The 18,760-nt window shown below is 60.7% G+C and carries 14 protein-coding genes and 1 riboswitch; of the genes, 4 read left to right on the top strand and 10 right to left on the bottom strand.

What is annotated here, in order from left to right; all coding sequences use genetic code 11:
- Positions 1 to 133: 133 nt before the first annotated feature.
- Entirely contained in the window at positions 134 to 766 is a 633-nt protein-coding gene (gene msrA / locus GWQ27_RS04570; RefSeq protein ID WP_111589408.1) for a peptide-methionine (S)-S-oxide reductase MsrA, read from the bottom strand.
- A gap of 270 nt (positions 767 to 1,036) precedes the next feature.
- Here msrA and argA point away from each other — a divergent pair, with 270 nt between their 5' ends.
- A complete protein-coding gene (gene argA / locus GWQ27_RS04565) occupies positions 1,037 to 2,365 on the top strand; it encodes an amino-acid N-acetyltransferase (RefSeq protein ID WP_017411372.1) in 1,329 nt (442 codons plus the stop codon).
- Between the two features lie 108 nt (positions 2,366 to 2,473).
- Positions 2,474 to 2,698, top strand: a riboswitch (Lysine riboswitch).
- 89 nt (positions 2,699 to 2,787) lie between these two features.
- On the top strand, positions 2,788 to 4,140 hold the full coding sequence (gene lysC, locus GWQ27_RS04560; protein ID WP_275906775.1) for a lysine-sensitive aspartokinase 3: 1,353 nt from the start codon (positions 2,788 to 2,790) through the stop codon (positions 4,138 to 4,140).
- 91 nt (positions 4,141 to 4,231) lie between these two features.
- Here the strand turns inward: lysC and GWQ27_RS04555 are convergent, their stop codons facing one another.
- Complete coding sequence (locus GWQ27_RS04555) at positions 4,232 to 5,320, bottom strand: hypothetical protein (RefSeq protein ID WP_275906774.1); 1,089 nt, start codon at positions 5,318 to 5,320, stop codon at positions 4,232 to 4,234.
- 252 nt (positions 5,321 to 5,572) lie between these two features.
- On the opposite strand from GWQ27_RS04555, the gene GWQ27_RS04550 reads away from it, so the two are divergent.
- Positions 5,573 to 7,846: an alkaline phosphatase family protein gene (locus GWQ27_RS04550; protein WP_275906773.1), complete on the top strand. Its 2,274-nt coding sequence runs from the start codon at positions 5,573 to 5,575 to the stop codon at positions 7,844 to 7,846.
- Positions 7,847 to 7,915: 69 nt separating this feature from the next.
- On the opposite strand, the gene GWQ27_RS04545 is transcribed toward GWQ27_RS04550, so the two are convergent.
- The 8 genes from GWQ27_RS04545 to GWQ27_RS04505 all read right to left on the bottom strand — a co-directional run bounded on the left by GWQ27_RS04545 (position 7,916) and on the right by GWQ27_RS04505 (position 17,708).
- Positions 7,916 to 8,929: a S66 peptidase family protein gene (locus GWQ27_RS04545; protein ID WP_275906772.1), complete on the bottom strand. Its 1,014-nt coding sequence runs from the start codon at positions 8,927 to 8,929 to the stop codon at positions 7,916 to 7,918.
- A gap of 403 nt (positions 8,930 to 9,332) precedes the next feature.
- A complete protein-coding gene (locus GWQ27_RS04535; protein ID WP_275906771.1) occupies positions 9,333 to 9,881 on the bottom strand; it encodes a transporter substrate-binding domain-containing protein in 549 nt (182 codons plus the stop codon).
- A 168-nt stretch (positions 9,882 to 10,049) separates the two neighbouring features.
- Positions 10,050 to 10,367: a heavy metal-binding domain-containing protein gene (locus tag GWQ27_RS04530; protein WP_005310453.1), complete on the bottom strand. Its 318-nt coding sequence runs from the start codon at positions 10,365 to 10,367 to the stop codon at positions 10,050 to 10,052.
- A gap of 206 nt (positions 10,368 to 10,573) precedes the next feature.
- Positions 10,574 to 11,866 (bottom strand): NAD(P)/FAD-dependent oxidoreductase, encoded by a 1,293-nt coding sequence (locus tag GWQ27_RS04525; RefSeq protein ID WP_005310451.1) that lies wholly within the window; start codon positions 11,864 to 11,866, stop codon positions 10,574 to 10,576.
- Between the two features lie 78 nt (positions 11,867 to 11,944).
- Positions 11,945 to 12,484: an alpha/beta hydrolase YcfP gene (ycfP, locus tag GWQ27_RS04520; protein WP_005310449.1), complete on the bottom strand. Its 540-nt coding sequence runs from the start codon at positions 12,482 to 12,484 to the stop codon at positions 11,945 to 11,947.
- Between the two features lie 385 nt (positions 12,485 to 12,869).
- A complete protein-coding gene (locus tag GWQ27_RS04515) occupies positions 12,870 to 14,678 on the bottom strand; it encodes a M3 family oligoendopeptidase (protein WP_275906770.1) in 1,809 nt (602 codons plus the stop codon).
- 153 nt (positions 14,679 to 14,831) lie between these two features.
- Positions 14,832 to 16,610, bottom strand: a complete 1,779-nt coding sequence (locus tag GWQ27_RS04510; RefSeq protein ID WP_275906769.1) for a M3 family oligoendopeptidase — start codon at positions 16,608 to 16,610, stop codon at positions 14,832 to 14,834.
- A gap of 180 nt (positions 16,611 to 16,790) precedes the next feature.
- Positions 16,791 to 17,708: a DUF808 domain-containing protein gene (locus GWQ27_RS04505; protein WP_275906768.1), complete on the bottom strand. Its 918-nt coding sequence runs from the start codon at positions 17,706 to 17,708 to the stop codon at positions 16,791 to 16,793.
- Positions 17,709 to 17,919: 211 nt separating this feature from the next.
- Here GWQ27_RS04505 and GWQ27_RS04500 point away from each other — a divergent pair, with 211 nt between their 5' ends.
- Positions 17,920 to 18,513 carry a DUF924 family protein gene (locus GWQ27_RS04500; RefSeq protein WP_275906767.1) on the top strand — a complete coding sequence of 198 codons (594 nt, stop codon included), beginning with the start codon at positions 17,920 to 17,922 and terminating at the stop codon, positions 18,511 to 18,513.
- Positions 18,514 to 18,760: the final 247 nt, after the last annotated feature.

Below are 18,760 nucleotides of genomic sequence, written 5' to 3'. Positions count from 1 at the left end.
GTTCCCGTTCATGACATCTTTTTTTACGATTTTTTCACTGCGCCGACAGTCAGTCGACATCAGGCGTAAAAGAGGCCGCAAATGCGGCCTCTTTTGGTATCAAAGCAGGGGTGATCTAGCATGGCACCATCTGTTAGCGATTGAGGCTCGGCGGCAAACAGACTCCGATCCCCCCCAGCCCGCAATACCCTTCCGGATTTTTCTCCAGATATTGCTGATGGTAATCCTCGGCGTAATAGAAGGGCGCCAGCGGCAAGATGCGGGTGGTGATGGCACGGCTGTCGCCACTGGCCATCATGGCCTGCTGATAGGCGGCCTGGCTCTGCTGGGCGATCACCTGCTGGGTTTCGTCGCCATAGAAGATCACCGAACGGTACTGGGTACCGACATCGCCACCCTGGCGCATGCCCTGGGCCGGATCATGCTGCTCCCAGAACAGCTTGAGCAGGGCGGCATAACTGATGACGCTGGGGTCAAACACCACCTGTACCGTTTCGGCGTGACCGGTCAGACCGCTGCACACCTCCTTGTAGGTGGGATTCTGGGTGACGCCACCCTGATAGCCAGCGGCGGTGGAGTAGACACCGGGCTGCTGCCAGAACAGACGCTCAACACCCCAGAAACACCCCATGCCAAACCAGGCTACTGCCATCTCTTCAGGCCAGGGGCCCTGAGTCGGGTGACCATTGACGGCATGTTGCTGGCCAATCACCATCGCATCGCGGCGTCCCGGCAGTGCATCTGCCGGTGAAATAATCTGTTCCATGAACCCTGTCCTTGTATAAAAACCTGTGTCATCGCACAGCTGACGAAAAGGAGTCTCGAAGATAACAGGTTATGAGCCGGGATCAACCAAGGCCACAGCCAGACTGGTGTTGCTGTATTTTTCACCGCCTTCTCGTCTCTCGTTTTTCTTCAGCGTCATCAAGCGGACAAAATGGTGGCATAAAATGGCCAAATCAATATTTAGTCTTGATTTGTGAATTTATTTTCATATATTGAGCCCATTGCTGTTTTTTTATGGAAGAAGCCTCAAGTGCGTGAACGCGAACCCAGCCTGGTCTATGCCTTTCGGCAGTCTACCCCCTATGTCAATGTGCACAGAGGCGCCACCTTTGTGCTGATGATGGGAGGGGAAGCCATCTGCCACCCCAATTTTGCCAATATCGTCAGCGATATCGCCCTGCTGCAGACGCTGGGAATTCGTTTGGTGCTGGTGTTCGGTTCACGTCCGCAAAACGACGAGGCACTGGCTCGCGCGGGCATCGAAGCCCAGTACCACAGGCGGATCCGGGTCACCGATGACGAGAGCTTCGCCATCATCAAACAGGTGTGTGGCGGCCTGCAGTACGACATCACGGCCCAGCTCTCCATGGGGCTGGCCAACACCCCCATGCAGGGAGCCCGCATCAGCGTGGTGAGTGGCAACTTCGTCACCGCCCAGCCGCTGGGGGTGGATGATGGCATCGACTTTTGTCACAGCGGTCGGGTACGCCGCATCGACGTGGAGGGGATCACGCGCCAGCTGGATCAGAAGGGGCTGGTGCTCATCTCCCCCATCGGCTGCTCGGTCACCGGCGAGAGCTTCAACCTGAGCTCGGAAGAGGTCGCCCGCCGGGTGGCGGTGGATCTCAAAGCCGACAAGCTTATCTGTTTCAGCAGCACCCAGGGCGTCATGGACAGACACGGCGAAGCCATCTCGGAGCTCTTCCCCGAGCAGGCCGAGGAGCTGCTGGTGGAGCTGGAGCAGGCGGGGGAAGAGATGTCAGGCACAGCCCGTTACCTGCGTGCGGCAATTGCCTCCTGCCGGGGCGGCGTGCCCCGCTCCCATCTGGTGAGCTATCAGGATGACGGCGCCATGTTGCAAGAGCTGTTCAGTCGCGACGGCCTCGGTACCCAGATAGTGCGGGAAAGCGCCGAGCAGGCCCGCGCAGCCACCATCGAAGACATTGGCGGCATTCTGGATCTCATTCGCCCGCTGGAGGAGGACGGCATTTTGGTGCGCCGCTCTCGCGAGCAGCTGGAGATGGAAATAGACAAGTTCACCATCATAGAGCGCGACGGCCTCATCATCGGCTGCGCGGCGCTCTACTGCTTCATGGAAGAGGCAATGGCGGAGATGGCCTGCGTCGCCATTCACCCCGAGTATCGCAACTCCAATCGGGGGGATCAGCTGGTGGCCAAGGTGGCCGAGCGGGCCAAGCGGCTCGGCATTCGTCGCCTGTTCGTACTCACTACCCGCTCCATTCACTGGTTCCGGGAACGGGGCTTCGATCCGCTGGAGGTGGAAGACCTGCCGGTGGAACGGCAACGGCTCTACAACTGGCAGCGCCGCTCCAAGGTTTTGTCAAAAACCATTTCGTAACTTGTTGATCTTGTGCCGAGTTGTCGTCGATTGTTAACTTTTTCACAATCTCGATTGACAGTGCAATCCAGCACAGGGTATTTCTAATTGCACTCCACCGCCTGCGGTGGAGCCAGAAGAGGAGCGCTGCCCAGGCAGCCCAAGGGAGGACACCAGCGTCCGATGAACTTGGGTCAGGGGGAGCAGCGCCGAGATGTGTGAGGCAACTGGATACCTCAACGTCGGCTGCGGGGGCTGAATCCCCCGGGTTGTCATCGGTAGTGGTCATCCCCCACCGCGCCCCATCAGGGGCGGGTACGGGATGGGCTCTGCGGGTGGAGTGCTTCTGGCCGGGATAGCTTCTCTCATTCCTGCCATTTTCAGCCTCCTCCTCTCTTTTTGCCCGATGGAACCGGATTTTTATATTAAGACAGGAGTAAGCAATGAGCCCGATCAATGTCGCCAAGTTTGGCGGAACCAGTGTCGCCAATGCCGCGGCCATGAACAATTGCGCTAATGTGGTGCTGGCCAATCCGGCAACCCGGGTGGTGGTACTGAGCGCCAGCGCCGGCGTCACCAATCTGCTGGTGGCACTGGCCCAGGGCGATCTGGACGAGGCAGGCCAGGAGGCACAGCTGGCCAAACTGGCCGAGATCCAGCAGGCCATACTGACGGCACTGGGCGATCCCGCCGACGTGAGTACCCTGATCCATGCCACCCTCGGCGAGATCCGCACCATGGCCCGCCAGGCCAGTCAGCATACGGATGCGGAACTGGCTGACAGGCTCATCGCCTGTGGCGAGCTGATGTCTACCCGCCTCTTCATCGAGCTGTTGCACCAGCGTGGTATCAAGGCCCACTGGCAGGATGTGCGCCAGCTGATGCGCACCGACAGCCGATTTGGCAAGGCGACCGTGGATCTCGCCGCCACTCGCGACCTCTGCCAACAGACGCTGGGGCCTCTGCTCGGCGACAGCCTCATCATCACCCAGGGCTTCATCGGCTCGGATGCCGATGGCCGCACCACCACGCTTGGTCGCGGCGGCTCCGATTACAGCGCAGCACTGCTCGCCGAAGCGCTGGATGCGGGCAGCATAGAGATCTGGACCGATGTGCCCGGCATCTACACCACGGATCCGCGACTGGTGACACGTGCACGCCCCATTCCCGAAATAAGCTTCGTGGAAGCGGCCGAGATGGCTACTTTTGGCGCCAAGGTGCTGCACCCGGCCACCCTGCAACCTGCGGTGCGCCAGGACATTCCTGTCTTTGTCGGCTCCAGCAAGGATCCCGCCGCCGGCGGCACCTGGATCCGTGCCAGCACCAGCACCAACCCGCTATTTCGCGCCGTGGCATTGCGCCGCCAGCAAGTGCTGGTCACACTGCACAGCCTCAACATGTTCCACGCCTACGGCTTCCTGGCCGAGGTGTTCGGCATCCTGGCCCGCCACCGCATCTCGGTGGATCTCATCACCACCTCGGAAGTGAGCGTGTCGCTCACCCTGGATCACACCGGCAGCCAGAGCAACGGCGAGCCCGTGCTCAGCGACAAGGTGCTGGCCGAGCTGGGTCAGCTGTGCAAGGTGAAGGTGGAAACCGGTCTGGCACTGGTGGCGCTCATCGGCAACCGCATGAGCGAGGCGGCCGGTGTAGGCAGTCAGGTCTTTGACGCCATTCGCGAGCACAACATCCGCATGATCTGTTATGGCGCCAGTGCCCACAATCTCTGCTTCCTGGTCAAGGAAGAAGAAGCGGGCCACATCGTCAATCGCCTCCACCAGGAGCTGCTCGACTGAGTCAGCCGAGATTGGACACGGTATAAAAGAGGGGCACTCAGGGTGCCCCTCTTGTCGTTGATGCCCATGTCATCGATGCAGATACCAGCCCCTACCCCGCCAGAGTCGGCACCGGCAACAGGCAGGTGCGGATCTCTTCACGCAGACCCGCGAGTCTGGCCAGCAGCGCTGCCTGGCTATAGCCTGCCTCGTCAGGCCCCAGATTATCCGCCAGCTCGGCGAAATGGTCGGTCACCGCCTTCTCAAGCCAGTCGAGCCGGCGCAGGGTGAGCGGGCCGCAGCTCTTGCCGCTGAGGTCATCCATGATGTCGAGCCGATGGCTGCGATACATGTCCCGCCACCAGTTGGCGGCCAGCGCGTCGTCGCTTGCCAGTGCCGAGCGCCACTCCCCCTGCAACCCTTGCAATCGAGCCAGCACTGCCGAGCTTGCCCCCTCCCGGGTCAGATATTGCAATTCGCGCTGCACCCAGCCCAGACAGAGTCCACGCCAGTAGCGAAACTGCGGCAACGGATCCGGCTCGTCGAGCCAGAGACCCGAGAGGGTGCGGGTCTCCAGCCGTTCCGGCACATGAAACTGGGGATCGGAGAGGCCGTTTGAGTTGAATTCATGGCGGGGATCGAACGGCCACATGTAGCCAAAATCGAACACGGCGATCTGCTGGCCATCATCGAGCAGGTTGCCCGGGCTCGGATCCCAGTCAAACCAGCCCCAATGGGCGAGCTCGGCCTGCACCGCCAGCATCTGGGCCAGATTGCGCTCATTGAGGTCGTGTACCGGCACCCCTCGCAACCAGGGAGAGACGAGCACCCCGGCCCTGGCCGAGCCAAAGCAGGTACAAACCACGTGAGAGAGAATGGTGGGATGCAGCTCACGCAGCGCCTCTATCTCGCGGCGCCGCTCCAGCTCGGTCAGGAAGGCGGTCTTGCCGTCGATATTGGCCACCAGGGAGTCATGCCTGCGCCGTTTCAGGCACCAGTGATGTCCCTCCACCTTGAGGTGAAACACCTCGGCGGTGAGCCCGTGACGATAGACCTTGAGCACGGAGGGATTATCCTCTCTGAGTCTCACCAGCTGTGCCAGTGGCAAGGGACAATCCTGCTCGCGCCCGATCCGGATCTCCTCCTTGCTCTCCAGCATGCGGAGCAATCTTGCCTGACGTGCCGCTACCTTGGGATTCATACATGTACCTCCATCCATTATTGAGAGACTAAGCAGCAAGGCAGGTGCAGACCAGCAGCAAAGCGTCATGATGACGCTTTCATCACAGAATGAGTGTGACGGCCCGATCAGGATCACAGTTTGCATGGCTTCATGGTCACGAAATATTCATTGTTTGGTCATTAAATTGACAACAAGGAACAAGCCCCTCACCATCGGGTCACATTAAATGCAGCAGCCATTCGTCGTTACTCGCTCAAAGGATGAGCTCATATGAAAGTCCCCTCCTCAGCACGCCGGTCAGCCAGGATCCCCAGCCTGCCTTCCCTGCTGCTTGGCTTGCTGGCTGCGCTGCTGCTGCTGACCCTGATACTGCCGCAGATCAATCCCGGCAGCTGGCTCGGCCAGGCCCGGCCGCTGGTGCTGGGACCTGCTGACCAACCCATAGCGACGCTCACGCGTCACTCTCTGCTCTACAAGAGTGACAACCGTGGCCTCTATCTGGTGGTGCGCAGCCAGTGGCAGCTGCTCAAACCGCTGCAAGCGGGGGACAAAGTGCGGGTGGAGCTGCTCAACGACAAAGGGGAGCGCATAGATCAGCTGAGCCAGGCGGTAGAAAAACGCCAGCGATGCAATAAAGGACGCTGCACCCTGGATCTCAACAGCACCTTGCGGGCACCGGACGATGCCCTCGCCAGTCGCTATCAGCTGCGGATCGGCCTGCTGCTGGCAGATCGACCCGAGAGCGCTGAATTCAGCCAGATCCTGCAGACTCTGCCGGAGCAGGGTTTCAACCTCACCTACCTCTTCACCAGCCTGCTATTGGTACTGGCACTGAGCGCCGCCGTGCTCAAAGCCTTGCTGCCCAAGCTCAGGCGCAGTTTGCGCTGGCGGATCATCGGCAGCCTGCTGCTCGGCAACCTCACCTTCGTGCTGCTGCACGGCTTTGTGGTATTCAAACTGGGGGAGTTTCTGCTCTGGTCCGGCTTCAGGCCCGAGCACTACTATCTCGCCTGGGGCAGCATGGTGCTGGGCTGGAGCCTCTGTGCCCTGGCGGGCTTCAATCTCTATATGGGGCTGGTGTTCACGGCGCTTTCCGGCATTGGCCTGCTCGCCAACTTCATGAAGATCGCCATCTACGGGGTGCCGCTGGGGGGGGACGACCTTGGCAATCTGCTGGCACTACTGCGGATCCTGCTGGATCAGCATCCGGTATTGCCTGTGCTCGGCGTCGCTGCGCTGCTGTTTGTCTGCTGGCGTTTCGCCCTGTCACGCTGGGTCTTGCGCGGCCTGTTTCGCACGACCGCCGCCACCGCCGCCTTTTTTGCCCTGTGTGTGTTCGCGACCCAGACCGGCAACAAGCTGCTGGGGGCCAACATTCGCTACGTGGACAGAGCGGTCAACTATCACAGGGATCTCATCCGCTCCGGCCCCGGCCTCTATCTGTTCAATCTGGTAGACGAGATGCTGCAAAGCGGCAGTGTGTTTCGCTATCCCTTGCAGATCAATGAGTTCACTCCACAGATCAGCCATGTGAGCCAGGGACAGCCCCCGCGCTTCGATCTGGTAATAGTGCTGCAATACGAGTCGCTCTGGCTCGGCTGGCAGGGCAGGATCTGCGCCCCGCCTCCCACATTGAGCCTGCCCGCCAGCGTGCAGCAGTGGCAAAAGACCATCCACTCCCCCACCACAGGCGGCATGACGGTGCTGGCCGAGTTCGAGATGAACACGGGTCTGCCGGTGGGCCTGCTCAAGCAGGGCGTCGTGCCCTATTACTACCTGTCCGAGCAGGTGCCCGGCCTTGCACAAAGCGCAAAGCAAAGCGGCTATCACACCCTGTTTGCCCACCCTTACGTGGAGAAGTTCTGGGGCCGTGCCAAGGCGATGCCGGCCCTTGGCTATGAAGAGCGCTGGTTTGATACCCGCTTTACCAGTCTCGAGCACAAGGGGCTTTACATCTCCGACGATGCGCTGATCGACCATCTGCTCAGACGCAGCGAGCAGGACGCCTCACCGCTCTTTGCCTACGCGGTTACCATGCAGGGCCACGGCCCCTTCGACGGGGATCGCTATCAGGCCCAGCAACTCGACAAGGCTTGTCCGGATCAGAGTGCGGCAGACCGCCAGCTGCTCAACACCTACTACACGGGGGTGGTGGATGCCATGGCTTCCCTGGAGCGGCTGCTCAAACGGCTGGACAATTCTGGCAAACGCTATCTGGTGGTGGCCTTTGGCGATCATCAACCCTTTCTGATGTCGGCAGGCAAGGGCATTCACGGCGACAAACCGCCCCGCGATGCCAGCTACCAGATCCCCATGATGGCCTTTACCCGCGATGATGGTGCCCTCTCTCTCGAACGGCAATTCGCCCCTGTGCGCCAGCTCTATCAGATGGGCCAGGCCACTCGCCAGCTGCTGGCAGGGGATCTGACCCCGATCCCGGATCTCCCCCTGCTCCACCCTGTGCTGGGGGAGGAGAAAGGCTTCGACGTCTCTCCCCTTGTGCCCCAGATCCGGGCCAGCTTCAGGGCCAATGCCCTGCCCTGATCCCGGACCTGAGAAAGTGAAAGAGGCCGCTGTTGCGGCCTCTTTGCATAATGCGGTTGACGGGATAACTCACTCGCCAAGCCAGGGTTCGCACAAGGTAAGGGTCCGGGCATCGAGATCCAGCTCAGCCTCGATGCCAAGAGGCAGAGTCAGCATGGGATGAGTGTGGGCACAGTCAAACTCCGCCAGTATGGGAAAGGTCGGCTCCCCCACCACCTCCAGCAGAATATCGAGCGGCCGCTTGCCACTGCCCTGATGATCGAACAGCTCGTGCTTGCCGAGAACCAGGGCGCCGATGCGGTCAAACACACCGCACAGCTTGAGATGGGCGAAGGAGCGCTCCACCGTATCAGCTGTCAAGAGGCTGTCTTCCAGCAGCAGAATATCTCCGTGCGCTATGGCCGGCATGTAAGGAGAGCCCCAGATCCCCGTCAGGGTATTGAGATTGCCACCCAGCAGCCGTCCCCGCACCCGACCTGTCCCCACCGAGATCAACCGGTTGGGCTGACACTGCTTGGCCCGAGTCTGATTTTCCCAATCGAGCCGCTCGTCGGTCCAATAAGCAGGGGTCGGCAAGGTATGAGGCATGGCGCCCCCACCCGCCAGGCAGATCTGGCTAAACCCGGCCAGGGTCTCATCCACCAGCGGGGGCAATTCGCCGAACGAGGCCACCAGCGCCGGGCCATAAAAGGTGACGAGGCCGGTTTTGGCATAAATGCCGAGCAGCAGGGCCGTCACATCCGAGTAGCCGATGATGATCTTGGGATCCCGTTTGAGCGCATCAAAATCGAGATACGGCAACAGGGAGTTGGAGTTGCTGCCGCCAATCACCGACATGATGCAACGCACGTGCGGATCGCGAATCAGTTCATTGAGCTCGGCAGCCCGCGCGGCTATGGTGCCGGATCGCCAGTGATCCTGCTGGCCGGTGAGGCTGCCCGCCTTGAGCCTGAAGCCCTGCGCTTCCATAAACCGCTTTGCACGGGCAAAGCGGTTTGGCGCCCAGGCCGTGGCAGCGCTGGAGGGGGAGAAAAAACCTATGGTGTCGCCAGGCTTGAGCCCTGGCGGCTTGAGTGATGTCATTGTCAGGTGTCCTGTCCCGAGTGCGGCCATCTGGCATTATGGCGCCAACCTTGAGGGACTCATAGTAACCCGCAAATGACCCTAAAGACATCAGGATAAGCTGCTTGGCCCCGGTGAGCGATTCGGCGAAACGCGGCGAACCATCACAACCCCCCTTGCCACCTCAGTACTGACATGGGCCACCGCGCAGACGCTCATTCGCTAGCCGGCCTGATCCAGAAGCGACGCTCCCATTTCTGGGTGATCTCATCGTAAGTCCCATCCGCGCGCATGCTGTCCAGGGTCCCTTGCAGTGCCTTGATGATGGCCTCGTCCGTCTCCAGGCTGAAGGCAAAGTAGAACTGCTTGGTGTCCTGATACTGAAACAGGGGGACAAAATCCGAATAGCTGTGGCCCAGCGACTCTATGTGATAGGCCGCCCCATCTGCAGGGCAGGTGCTATGTCCGCTCGCCTGCGCAGCATCATGCGAAACTTGTCATCCTCATCGTGCACCAGCACCAGGTTGAGCCCCATCTCGGCAAGCTCCCGTGCCGCTGCGGAATTACGCACCACCGCAATCCGCCAGGGCGTCAGCTCAGAGAGATGGCTGGCCGTCACCTCTTCCCGTTTCGCCAGGCGATAAAACCAGAGAGTGCGAGGCGCTATGGGGCCAACCCAATGAAAGAGAGCCTCTCGTTCCGGCAGACGTACAATGCTGAAGATGACGGTGTTGGGCTGATGCAATGCCATCTGATAGGCCCGCGCCCAGGGCAGGAGTTGCACCCCCTTGCTGTCGAGCGAAAGCTTGCTCCTGTCGACCATCCGTTGCAGGAGATCCACCGACAGACCCGTTACCAGACCGTCTCTGTCCCGATAGTTGTAAGGAGGAAGCTCCTCTGTTACCGCCTGAATGTTGGCCCCCACGACGCTGCCCAGCCAGCACCACAACAATAACCACCGAAAATGCCACATGATTGACCTCTCTGCCTGTTTCCCTTGCTTCAGTATGGCGGCAGTGGGCAACCCTGCGTATGCAGGCTGGCCAGCAAGATCACCGGATTTGTCACAGTTCCGGTCAACGCCGGGGCAGAAACAAAAAAACCGGCAGAAGGTTGCCGGTTTTTCAATGGCTGACAGGGCTTAGATTACAACGGCGGTACCGCTGATGCTGACCATCAGCATGCTGCCGTTCTGCCCCACCACCTCGTAGTCGATATCGATACCGACCACGGCGTTGGCGCCCAGCGCCTGCGCGCGCTCTTTCAGTTCATCGAAGGCAATCTCGCGGGCGCGGGCCAGCTCTTTTTCGTAGGCACCGGAGCGGCCACCAATGATATCGCGGATACCGGCAAACAGATCCTTGAAGATATTGGCACCGAGAATGGCTTCGCCAACGACGATGCCGCGGTATTCACGAATGGTTTTGCCTTCCAGCGTGGGGGTGGTTGAGAGGATCATCTTGCGCTCCTGAGGTGAAAATGGGTTTCAGACTACCCCAAACCTCGGCCGGACAACATCCCCCGCCCCCTAATAGCCAGTTGCACGATAATGGTTGCCGTTGCAGGCGACCATGCCGCCATTTGGCTCGCGCTCATCGCCGGAACCTGGGCCCGAACGATAAAAAGGAGAGGCCAGGCCTCTCCTTTTCGTGTGCTGATGGCAGCTTAGTGCAGCTTCAGGGTCGGGCGCAGTACCCGGTTGATGCGGCCCACCAGCATGATGAGACCCGTCTTGATGTAGCCGTGCAGAGCGACCTGGTGCATCCGGTACAGCGAGATGTAAACCATGCGTGCTATGTAGCCTTCTACCATCATGGAGCCGCGCATCAGGTTGCCCATCAGGCTGCCCACTGTGGAGAAGCGGCTCAAAGAGACCAGCGAGCCGTGATCGTGATAGAGGTAAGGCTTCATCTCGCCCCCTTCCAGCTTGGCTAGGATATTCTTGCATGCCTGGGTCGCCATCTGGTGGGCGGACTGGGCGCGTGGCGGCACGAATTTGCCATCCGGCTGCGGGCAGGCAGCGCAGTCACCGATGACGAAGATGTTCTCGTCACGGCTGGTTTGCAGTGTCTCTTTCACTACCAGCTGGTTGATGCGGTTGGTTTCAAGGCCGGCGATATCCTTCATGAAATCCGGCGCCTTGATACCGGCAGCCCACACCATGAGATCAGCTTCGATGAGCTCCCCATCCTTGGTGTGCAGCCCATCGCTGGTGGCTTCGGTGATCATGGTGGCGGTACGCACATCCACCCCCAGTTTGACCAGTTCCTGATGAGCCGCACCACTGATGCGCTCCGGCAGCGCTGGCAGTATGCGGGGGCCCGCTTCCACCAGAGTCACCTTCAGGCTCTCTGTGGTGAGGTTCTTGAAACCGTAGGCATAGAGCTGCTCCACAGCGTTATAGAGCTCGGCAGAGAGCTCGACGCCAGTGGCACCGCCGCCAACGATGGCGATCTTCACCTTGTCACCAGGCTGGTATTCGGTGGCGAACTGCAGGAAGCGGTTCATCATGCTGTTGTGGAAACGGTGCGCCTGGGAGGGGCTGTCCAGGAAGATGCAGTGATCCTTGATGCCCTTGGTGTTGAAGTCGTTGGAAACGGAACCGATGGCCATCACCAGGATGTCGTACGGCACCTCCCGCTCATGCACCACTATGTCGCCATTCTCATCGACGATCTTCCCCAGCACGATGCGTTTTTCGTCGCGCTTGATGTCAGTCAGGCTGCCCAGCTGGAAATCGAAACCGTGGTTTTTGGCATGGGACTGGTAGCTCAGGGCATCGATACCCGCGTCCATGGAGCCGGTGGCCACTTCGTGCAGCAGGGGTTTCCACAGGTGGGTACGGTTACGGTCGACCAGGGTGATCTTGGCCTTGTTCTTCTTGCCCAGTTTGCGACCCAGGCTGGTAGCCAGCTCCAGACCGCCAGCTCCACCGCCGACGACAACAATATTGGTCATGGTTAATTACCTCGGTTCCATTAAAGCGAAGGGAGCCATCGGCTCCCTTGATAGTTGAATCCATGACGTGACAATCGATCAGGCTTCTTTGAAAGCCTTCATCTGTTGCAGGTGATGAGAGATATTTTTGAACTTGTGAGTCTCTCGCTCATCCCACACGATGTTGTAATAATTCTTCAATTCACGCTCAATGTCGCCATTATCGCGGATTTCATCCTGAACGGAAAGGATGCAGAGGCAATTTCCTGAATTTTTACTACGAAATTCAGACACACATTTAGTGCCTATATCCTCGTACTCTTCCGGTCTGTCTATCTTGCCCTGCATGGTGATCTCGGGGTGCAGATTGGGGTTGAAGATCACCTGTTTGATGCCGCACAAGAAGCCGATCCGCTCGCTCCAGTAACCTCCCAGCCCCACCCCGCAGATGAGAGGCTTGGGGTCTGTGCTCATGTCGAGCTGCTTTTTCACTTCCTTGAGCAGGTGGCTCATGTCATGACGGGGATGAACCGTGCTGTAGTGCACGAAACGCACATCATCATCGATAAACTGCAACTGCAGCACTTTTTCATGATTGCCGAGGCTGGTGGCATCAAAGCCATGCAGATAGATGATCATGGACAAGACCTCAAAAACTGTGTCGGTTCTATCGAAACTACCCCAGCGGCGGGGCCTTGCGCCACCAAAACATCCCACTTTCTTGCTTTGGATCACGCCTCCAGTTGCGGATGAAACCAGATTAAGTCAATCAGATACCTCACCTGCTCCGTTCGGCAATGAAAGTGGGCACCCGCTGTGGCGAAGGGATCACCTGGCTAGCGAGGCAAGTGGCTGTGCCATGGGATAGCAAACGATTGCCCACCACGGTTGTTCAGTACCACAAGGCAGCCCTCTTTATCAGCCATGATCAGCCCCACCCCCTGCACAGCATCATCTGTGGGAAACCATAAAAAAGCCGCCGGGCAGACACACTGCCCGGCGGCTTTTTACGCGGCAAAGACCCCTAGCAGCAGGTCTGCTCGAAGCGATCCACCGCCGCCGCCACCAGCGCCATGCTGCCCTGCCAGAAGGCAGCCTCGCGGATATCCTGACCCAGGTGTTTTGCCACCAGATCTTCGGCGCTCATACGGCCGGTATCGCGCAGCAGGGCGCGATAAGCCTCGGCCACATTCGTTTCCCCTGCGGACTGACGGCTCATCAACTGCTGATAGACCCCCAGGCTGAACAGATAGCCAAACAGGTAGGGGTAGTTGTAAAAACCGAGCCCGGCGATGGAAAAATGCGCCTTGGCCGCCCAGAACAGAGGGTAATAACGCACCAGACTCCCCTCATACCAGCGGCCCCACGCCTCGTCGGTCAGCACCTTGAGTCGCTCTGCCGACACATAGCCCTGCGCCCGCTCCGCCACCAGCGCCTGCTCGAAGTCAAAGCGGGCCGGAATGTTGACCAGGAAGGTGGCGGCGCCGTCCGCCTCGGCCCAGGCGATGGCCTGCTGCTGCTCCGGCGTCTGCGCCTGTTCGAACAGGGCGCTGCGCACCAGGGTCTCGGCGAAGATGGAGGCGGTCTCCGCCAGCGTCATGGGATAGCTACGCTGGCTCATGGGCAGATCGCGAATGAGCCAGTTGTGCCAGGCGTGACCCAGCTCATGGGCGAGCGTGATGACATTGTCCATGGTGCCGGCATAGGTGATAAAGACCCTCGGCTCCACCGGCTCGGCAAACTTGGTGCAGTAGGCACCAGTGCGCCGGTTCGGGGTGGGCGCAGCATCAATCCAGCCCTTCTCGGCCATCATGCGGGCAAACTCCCCCATCTCGGGATCGAAGCGGGCAAAGGCCGCGGCTATGATCTCGATCGCCTCTTCAAACGGGATCTCGCGACTGCTGGCCGCCGGGGGTGGTGCAAACAAATCCTCCGGTCCCGGATCTGTGATACCAAGCTGCCGGGCCATCAGCCCCAGCGCCCGTTGTCCCAGCGCCCGTGCTTGATACGTCTCGGCCATAAGCGTATCCAGGGTGGCCCGCTCGATATGACTCTGGTGGCAGGAGAGATCCAGCGCATCGAGGGTTCGCACCTTGCCACGCTGGCGCGCCAGCTCCAGCCGCCAGCCGTTGAGGGCATTGAGGATGGCGGCCACCGTCTCCTGCTCCCCTTCCCAGCCGGCACTGATGGCATCAAAGGCCTCGCGGCGCAGTGCCCGTATTGGGCTGGAGAGCAGATTGCTTGCCTCGGCCAGCCCCATCTCGCGACCGTCGACAACGAGACGGATCTTGCCCACCAGATCGTTGTAGAGGTTGCCCCAGCCATGCAGGCCGTCGGTACCAAGGCCGATCACCAGCTGCTCCGCCTCCACCGGCAGACGCTGATCCCGCAAGCGGCGCTCATGGCGCAGTCGGTACGCCTCTTCTCCGAGCAAGGGATCCTGCATCAGCCGCTCAAACTCGGGCTCGGGCAGTCCCAGCATCAGGTCTTCGACCGGCGCCAGTGCCTTGAACAGGTCGGCATTGAGGGCCCTCGCGCGGGAGGCCAGCTGCTTGGCGAGCGGATCGCAGGCATCCTGACTGCCCTTTGATGCCGCCAGCACGGCGACGTTCCAGCCGATATTGCGGATCCGCTGGGCCCGCAGGCGTACTTCGCGCAAAAAATCGGGCAAGGCGTCGGTATTGCCCAATACCTGCTCAAGACCGTCGATAAAACCGGCAAGCACGGCGAGGTTGGCACGGGCCAGGCTCATGTCCGCTTCCAGCTCGGGGCAGTCGAGGGCGGGATAGATATGCTGGTTGTGCCACTGTTGTGGATAAATTCGTTGCTGCATCAAACGCTCGTCATCAATATCAGGGGCAGAGGCTGCCTAGGGTGAAATGCACATGGCCGGGCCGCTGCGGGCCCGCCACGAAAGAAACAAGGGCCGCCGGGGCGCCCCCGAACGGCCGGTCTGATCAGCCAATGCGATAGACGGGCCAGCCCGTCACACCAGTCGTTCGAGGCGCTCGACCGCCTCCTCCACATAGCGCAGGCTCTCCTGCCAGAAGGCGGGTTCGCGAATGTCGACCCCCAGGTGTTTCTCCACCAGATCCTCGGCGCTCATGCGGCCCGTGTCGGTGAGCAGCGCGCGATAGGCGTGGGCAAAATCGCCCCCGGCCCGCTCCTTCTGGGCATAGAGCCCCAGGCTGAACAGGTAGCCGAACAGGTAGGGGTAGTTGTAAAACCCGAGCTCGGTGATGGAGAAGTGGCCCTTGCTGGCCCAAAACAGCTCGTCGTACTGGCTGAGGGTGTCACCATAGCACTGCTGCTGCGCGGATTTCATCATTTGCCGCAGCTGGCTTGCCCCCACATAGCCCTGCTCCCGCGCCGCCACCAGGGTCCGCTCGAAGGTGAAGCGGGCCGGAACGTCGAGCAGCAGGCTGGCGGCGCGCTCCCCGTCCAGCCAGGCGATGGCCCTGCGCTGCTCCATGTTGTCGGTGGCGGCCAACAGGGCATCACGCACCAGGGCCTCGGCAAACAGGGAGGCGGTCTCGGCCAGCGTCTTGGGGTAGTCGCGCTGCTCCAGCGGCAAGTCCCGCAACAGCCAGCTGTGCCAGGCATGGCCCAGCTCGTGGGCTAGGGTGATGAGGTTGTCCATGGTGCCCTCGAAAGTGAGAAACACCCGAGGCTCGGGAGGATGGGCATATTCGGTACTGTAGGCACCGCTGCGCCGGTTTGCGCTGGGGGCTGCATCAATCCAGCCCTTCTCGGCCATCATGCGGGCAAAGGCACCCATTTCAGGGTCAAAACCGGCGAAGGCATCGGCCACCAGGGTCAGTGCCTGCTCGAAGCTAAGCAGGGCCGAGGGCGCGGCGGGCGCAGGGGCATAGAGATCCCAGGGGGCAAAATCGGTGATCTGCTGGGCGCTGGCCATGGCGTGCAGGGCTCGCCGTCCCAGCGCTTTGTGGGCGTCAGCCTCGGCCATCAGGGTATCCAGGGTGGCGCGCTCGATATGGCTCTGATGGCAGGAGACATCCAGCGCATCGAGCCGACGCGTCTTGCCACGCCGGGCGGCGAGTTCGTTGCGCCAGCCGTTGATGGCGTTGAGGATAGCGGCTACCGTCTCCTGCTCTGCCTGCCAGGCGGCCTGGATACCGTGCCAGGCGCTGGCACGGCGCGCCCGATCCGGGTGAGCCAGCAAGTTGTCCGCCTGGGCCAGTCCCATGGGCTCTCCGTCCACCACGGGCCTGAGTCGGCCCACCAGACTGTCGTAGAGATCCCCCCAGCCTTGCAGTCCATCCACCGAGAGCCCCTCGATCAGCTGCTCGCTCTCGAGCGACAGCCGTTGATCCTGCAGGCGGCGATCATGACGGATGAGGTAGGCAAGCTCGAACAGCTCGGCATCCTGCAGCAAGGCTCGAACCTGCCCCTCGGGGGCGCTTGCCCAGAACAGGGTCACCGGCTTGCTGAGCTGGGCCAGGGTAGCCTGCAACTGCTGACCACGGGAGAGCAGCACCTTGGCCGCTTCGTCGCAACCATTGCGACTGAGCCGGTTGTAGGCATAGGTCTGGCTGTTCCATACCAACCGATTCACGTCGGTCCAGCAGGCTCTGATGGCCCGCAGCAGGTGGCGCAAGCCATTGACGTCAGTGGTTTGAGGAAGCTCGTCCAGCAATTGACTCAAGGTCGTCAGCGTATGGCGGGCCTGATGAAAATCGGCGTCGACCGCCGGGCAGTCGGGGGCGGCATAGATGTGATCATCCAGCCATTCGGGTGGGTTCATAATGGTCCTTGTTTGTTTGCATCCATGTCATGTGACCCTGCCTCTATGGGCGGGTGCCAGTTCGGATAGTACGAAGGGGGCCGGCACTTGCCTAGCCCCCATCCGAGTCAACAAACAGGACAAACAATCATCTGTGCGACGGCCTCTGTCGGCCGGGCACCGAGAGTGGACAAACCGCCGTTATCTGGCGGGTTTGAGTTTGCTCACCAGTGTCATCGCCAGCACCAGCAGCAGGCCTGCCACCACACCGGCCACGGCGTTGAGCAGGGTTGGCGTGATGGCGGCCAGCACTGTACCCACTGTTGGCAAGGTGGCAAGTGCCCCGGCCGCCCCTTCTATCAGGTGATGGGCGAAGGGCCAACCGTGCACCAGTATACCGCCCCCTACCATGAACATGGCGATGGTCCCCACCAGCGCCAGCAGATGCATCAAACGGGGCGCCGTCACCAGCAGCCCCTGCCCGACTGCGCGGCGCAAGGCGCTGCCGTCGGACTTTTGCAGCAGGTGCAGACCTATGTCGTCGAGTTTGACGATAAGTCCCACCAGACCATAGACCCCCACCGTCATCAAAAGCGCTATGCCTGCCACCACGGAGATCTGCAAACCCAGGCTGCTGCCTTGCACAGTGCCGAGCGCGATCACGATGATCTCGGCGGAGAGGATAAAGTCGGTGCGAATGGCCCCTTTAACCTTCTGCTGTTCAAAGGCCACCAGATCGTCGGGAACAACCTGGCTGCTCGGCTCATCTTCTGCTGCATCGTGTGGCAACAACTTGTGGGCCAGCTTCTCCGCCCCCTCAAAGCAGAGATAGGCGCCCCCCAGCATCAGCAAGGGGGTAATGAGCCAGGGCACCAGGGCACTGATGGCGATGGCGGCAGGCACCAGGATCAGCTTGTTGCGAAACGACCCCTTGGCCACCGCCCACACCACAGGCAGCTCTCGCTCTGCCCGCACGCCGGAAACCTGCTCGGCATTGAGGGCAAGATCGTCCCCCAGCACGCCGGCCGTCTTCTTGGCCGCAACCTTGGTCATCAGCGCCACGTCATCGAGCACGCTGGCAATATCATCGAGCAGGGCCAACAAACTGGTTCCGGCCATATCAGGCATTCCTCATATCAGTGGAAAACTCCCCCCTGGCACGCAGGCCATCTCGCCGGGCAGGCGCCACAGGCGAATGCCGACCAGAGAGGGTTCCTCATTTCGGGTAAAAGATGGCACAGTGTAACGAGAAGCCGCCATTTCGGCAGCTACCACATCAGGGTCAATTGGCCTTGTTTTCCTCCCAGACCCTCTGATCCAAGGAGTTCCCATGCAACCCTGGCAGCCTCTGCTCGATTTCTGGTTTGGCGATGATGCCACCCGTGCCGCGCGGCAAGCCTCACTCTGGTGGGGAAAAAACCGCGAAACCGATGCCCTGCTGGCGAGCCGCTTTGGCGAACTGGCCGAGGCAGCGGCCGCTGGCAGCCTGGCCCACTGGGCCGAGGTACCCGTCGGTCGGTTGGCACTGATCCTGCTGCTGGACCAGCTGCCGCGCAATGTACATCGCGGCACACCCGACGCCTTTACCCGGGATCCCCATGCTCGCGACCTCTGCCTGAAAGGATTGTCTATTGGAGCAGACAGGGCGCTCTCCCCGCTGGCTCGGGTCTTTTTCTACCTGCCGCTGGAGCACGCCGAGTCTCGCGAGCAGCAAGCCAGGAGCGTGACCCCGTTCGAGGCGCTGGCGGCCGAACAGTCAGCAACCCCGGCCCAAGCGACCTTCGAAGGGTTTGCCGACTTTGCCCGCCGCCATCAGGCGATCATCGAGCGCTTCGGCCGCTTCCCCCATCGCAATGCCATACTGGGTCGCGCAGACACGCCACAAGAAGCCGATTTTTTGCAGCAACCCGGCTCGGGTTTTTAGTCCATGAAAACCACGTCATAGAGAAATGGCTCACCAAGCCGGGATACCATGCGCCAAGATCCATTGCTCCCTGCGCCCGATGCACAAAATCCGAAACCAGCCCGGTTGGTTCCGGATTTTTTATCTGCATCGAACCAACGCTCGTCTCCTCCACAGATAGCAGGGATGCCCACACTGGACATGCCTGCGCCACGCCTCCGCCAATAAAAAAACCGGCCAAGTGGCCGGTTTTTGATGCGCTGCAGCG

Origin of the sequence: Aeromonas sp. 5HA1, from assembly GCF_029237245.1 — a bacterium.
Classification (GTDB): domain Bacteria; phylum Pseudomonadota; class Gammaproteobacteria; order Enterobacterales; family Aeromonadaceae; genus Aeromonas; species Aeromonas salmonicida.
The sequence above is the reverse complement of the archived record's forward strand: the minus strand, read 5'-3'. Positions and strand labels throughout refer to the sequence as shown.

Excerpts from the sequence above, each read along its gene's own strand:
- msrA (WP_111589408.1), bottom strand. The coding sequence starts at position 766 with ATGGAACAGATTATTTCACCGGCAGATGCACTGCCGGGACGCCGCGAT.
- lysC (WP_275906775.1), top strand. The coding sequence starts at position 2,788 with ATGAGCCCGATCAATGTCGCCAAGTTTGGCGGAACCAGTGTCGCCAAT.
- GWQ27_RS04555 (WP_275906774.1), bottom strand. The coding sequence starts at position 5,320 with ATGAATCCCAAGGTAGCGGCACGTCAGGCAAGATTGCTCCGCATGCTG.
- GWQ27_RS04550 (WP_275906773.1), top strand. The coding sequence starts at position 5,573 with ATGAAAGTCCCCTCCTCAGCACGCCGGTCAGCCAGGATCCCCAGCCTG.
- GWQ27_RS04545 (WP_275906772.1), bottom strand. The coding sequence starts at position 8,929 with ATGACATCACTCAAGCCGCCAGGGCTCAAGCCTGGCGACACCATAGGT.
- GWQ27_RS04535 (WP_275906771.1), bottom strand. The coding sequence starts at position 9,881 with ATGTGGCATTTTCGGTGGTTATTGTTGTGGTGCTGGCTGGGCAGCGTC.
- GWQ27_RS04530 (WP_005310453.1), bottom strand. The coding sequence starts at position 10,367 with ATGATCCTCTCAACCACCCCCACGCTGGAAGGCAAAACCATTCGTGAA.
- GWQ27_RS04525 (WP_005310451.1), bottom strand. The coding sequence starts at position 11,866 with ATGACCAATATTGTTGTCGTCGGCGGTGGAGCTGGCGGTCTGGAGCTG.
- ycfP (WP_005310449.1), bottom strand. The coding sequence starts at position 12,484 with ATGATCATCTATCTGCATGGCTTTGATGCCACCAGCCTCGGCAATCAT.
- GWQ27_RS04515 (WP_275906770.1), bottom strand. The coding sequence starts at position 14,678 with ATGCAGCAACGAATTTATCCACAACAGTGGCACAACCAGCATATCTAT.
- GWQ27_RS04510 (WP_275906769.1), bottom strand. The coding sequence starts at position 16,610 with ATGAACCCACCCGAATGGCTGGATGATCACATCTATGCCGCCCCCGAC.
- GWQ27_RS04505 (WP_275906768.1), bottom strand. The coding sequence starts at position 17,708 with ATGGCCGGAACCAGTTTGTTGGCCCTGCTCGATGATATTGCCAGCGTG.
- GWQ27_RS04500 (WP_275906767.1), top strand. The coding sequence starts at position 17,920 with ATGCAACCCTGGCAGCCTCTGCTCGATTTCTGGTTTGGCGATGATGCC.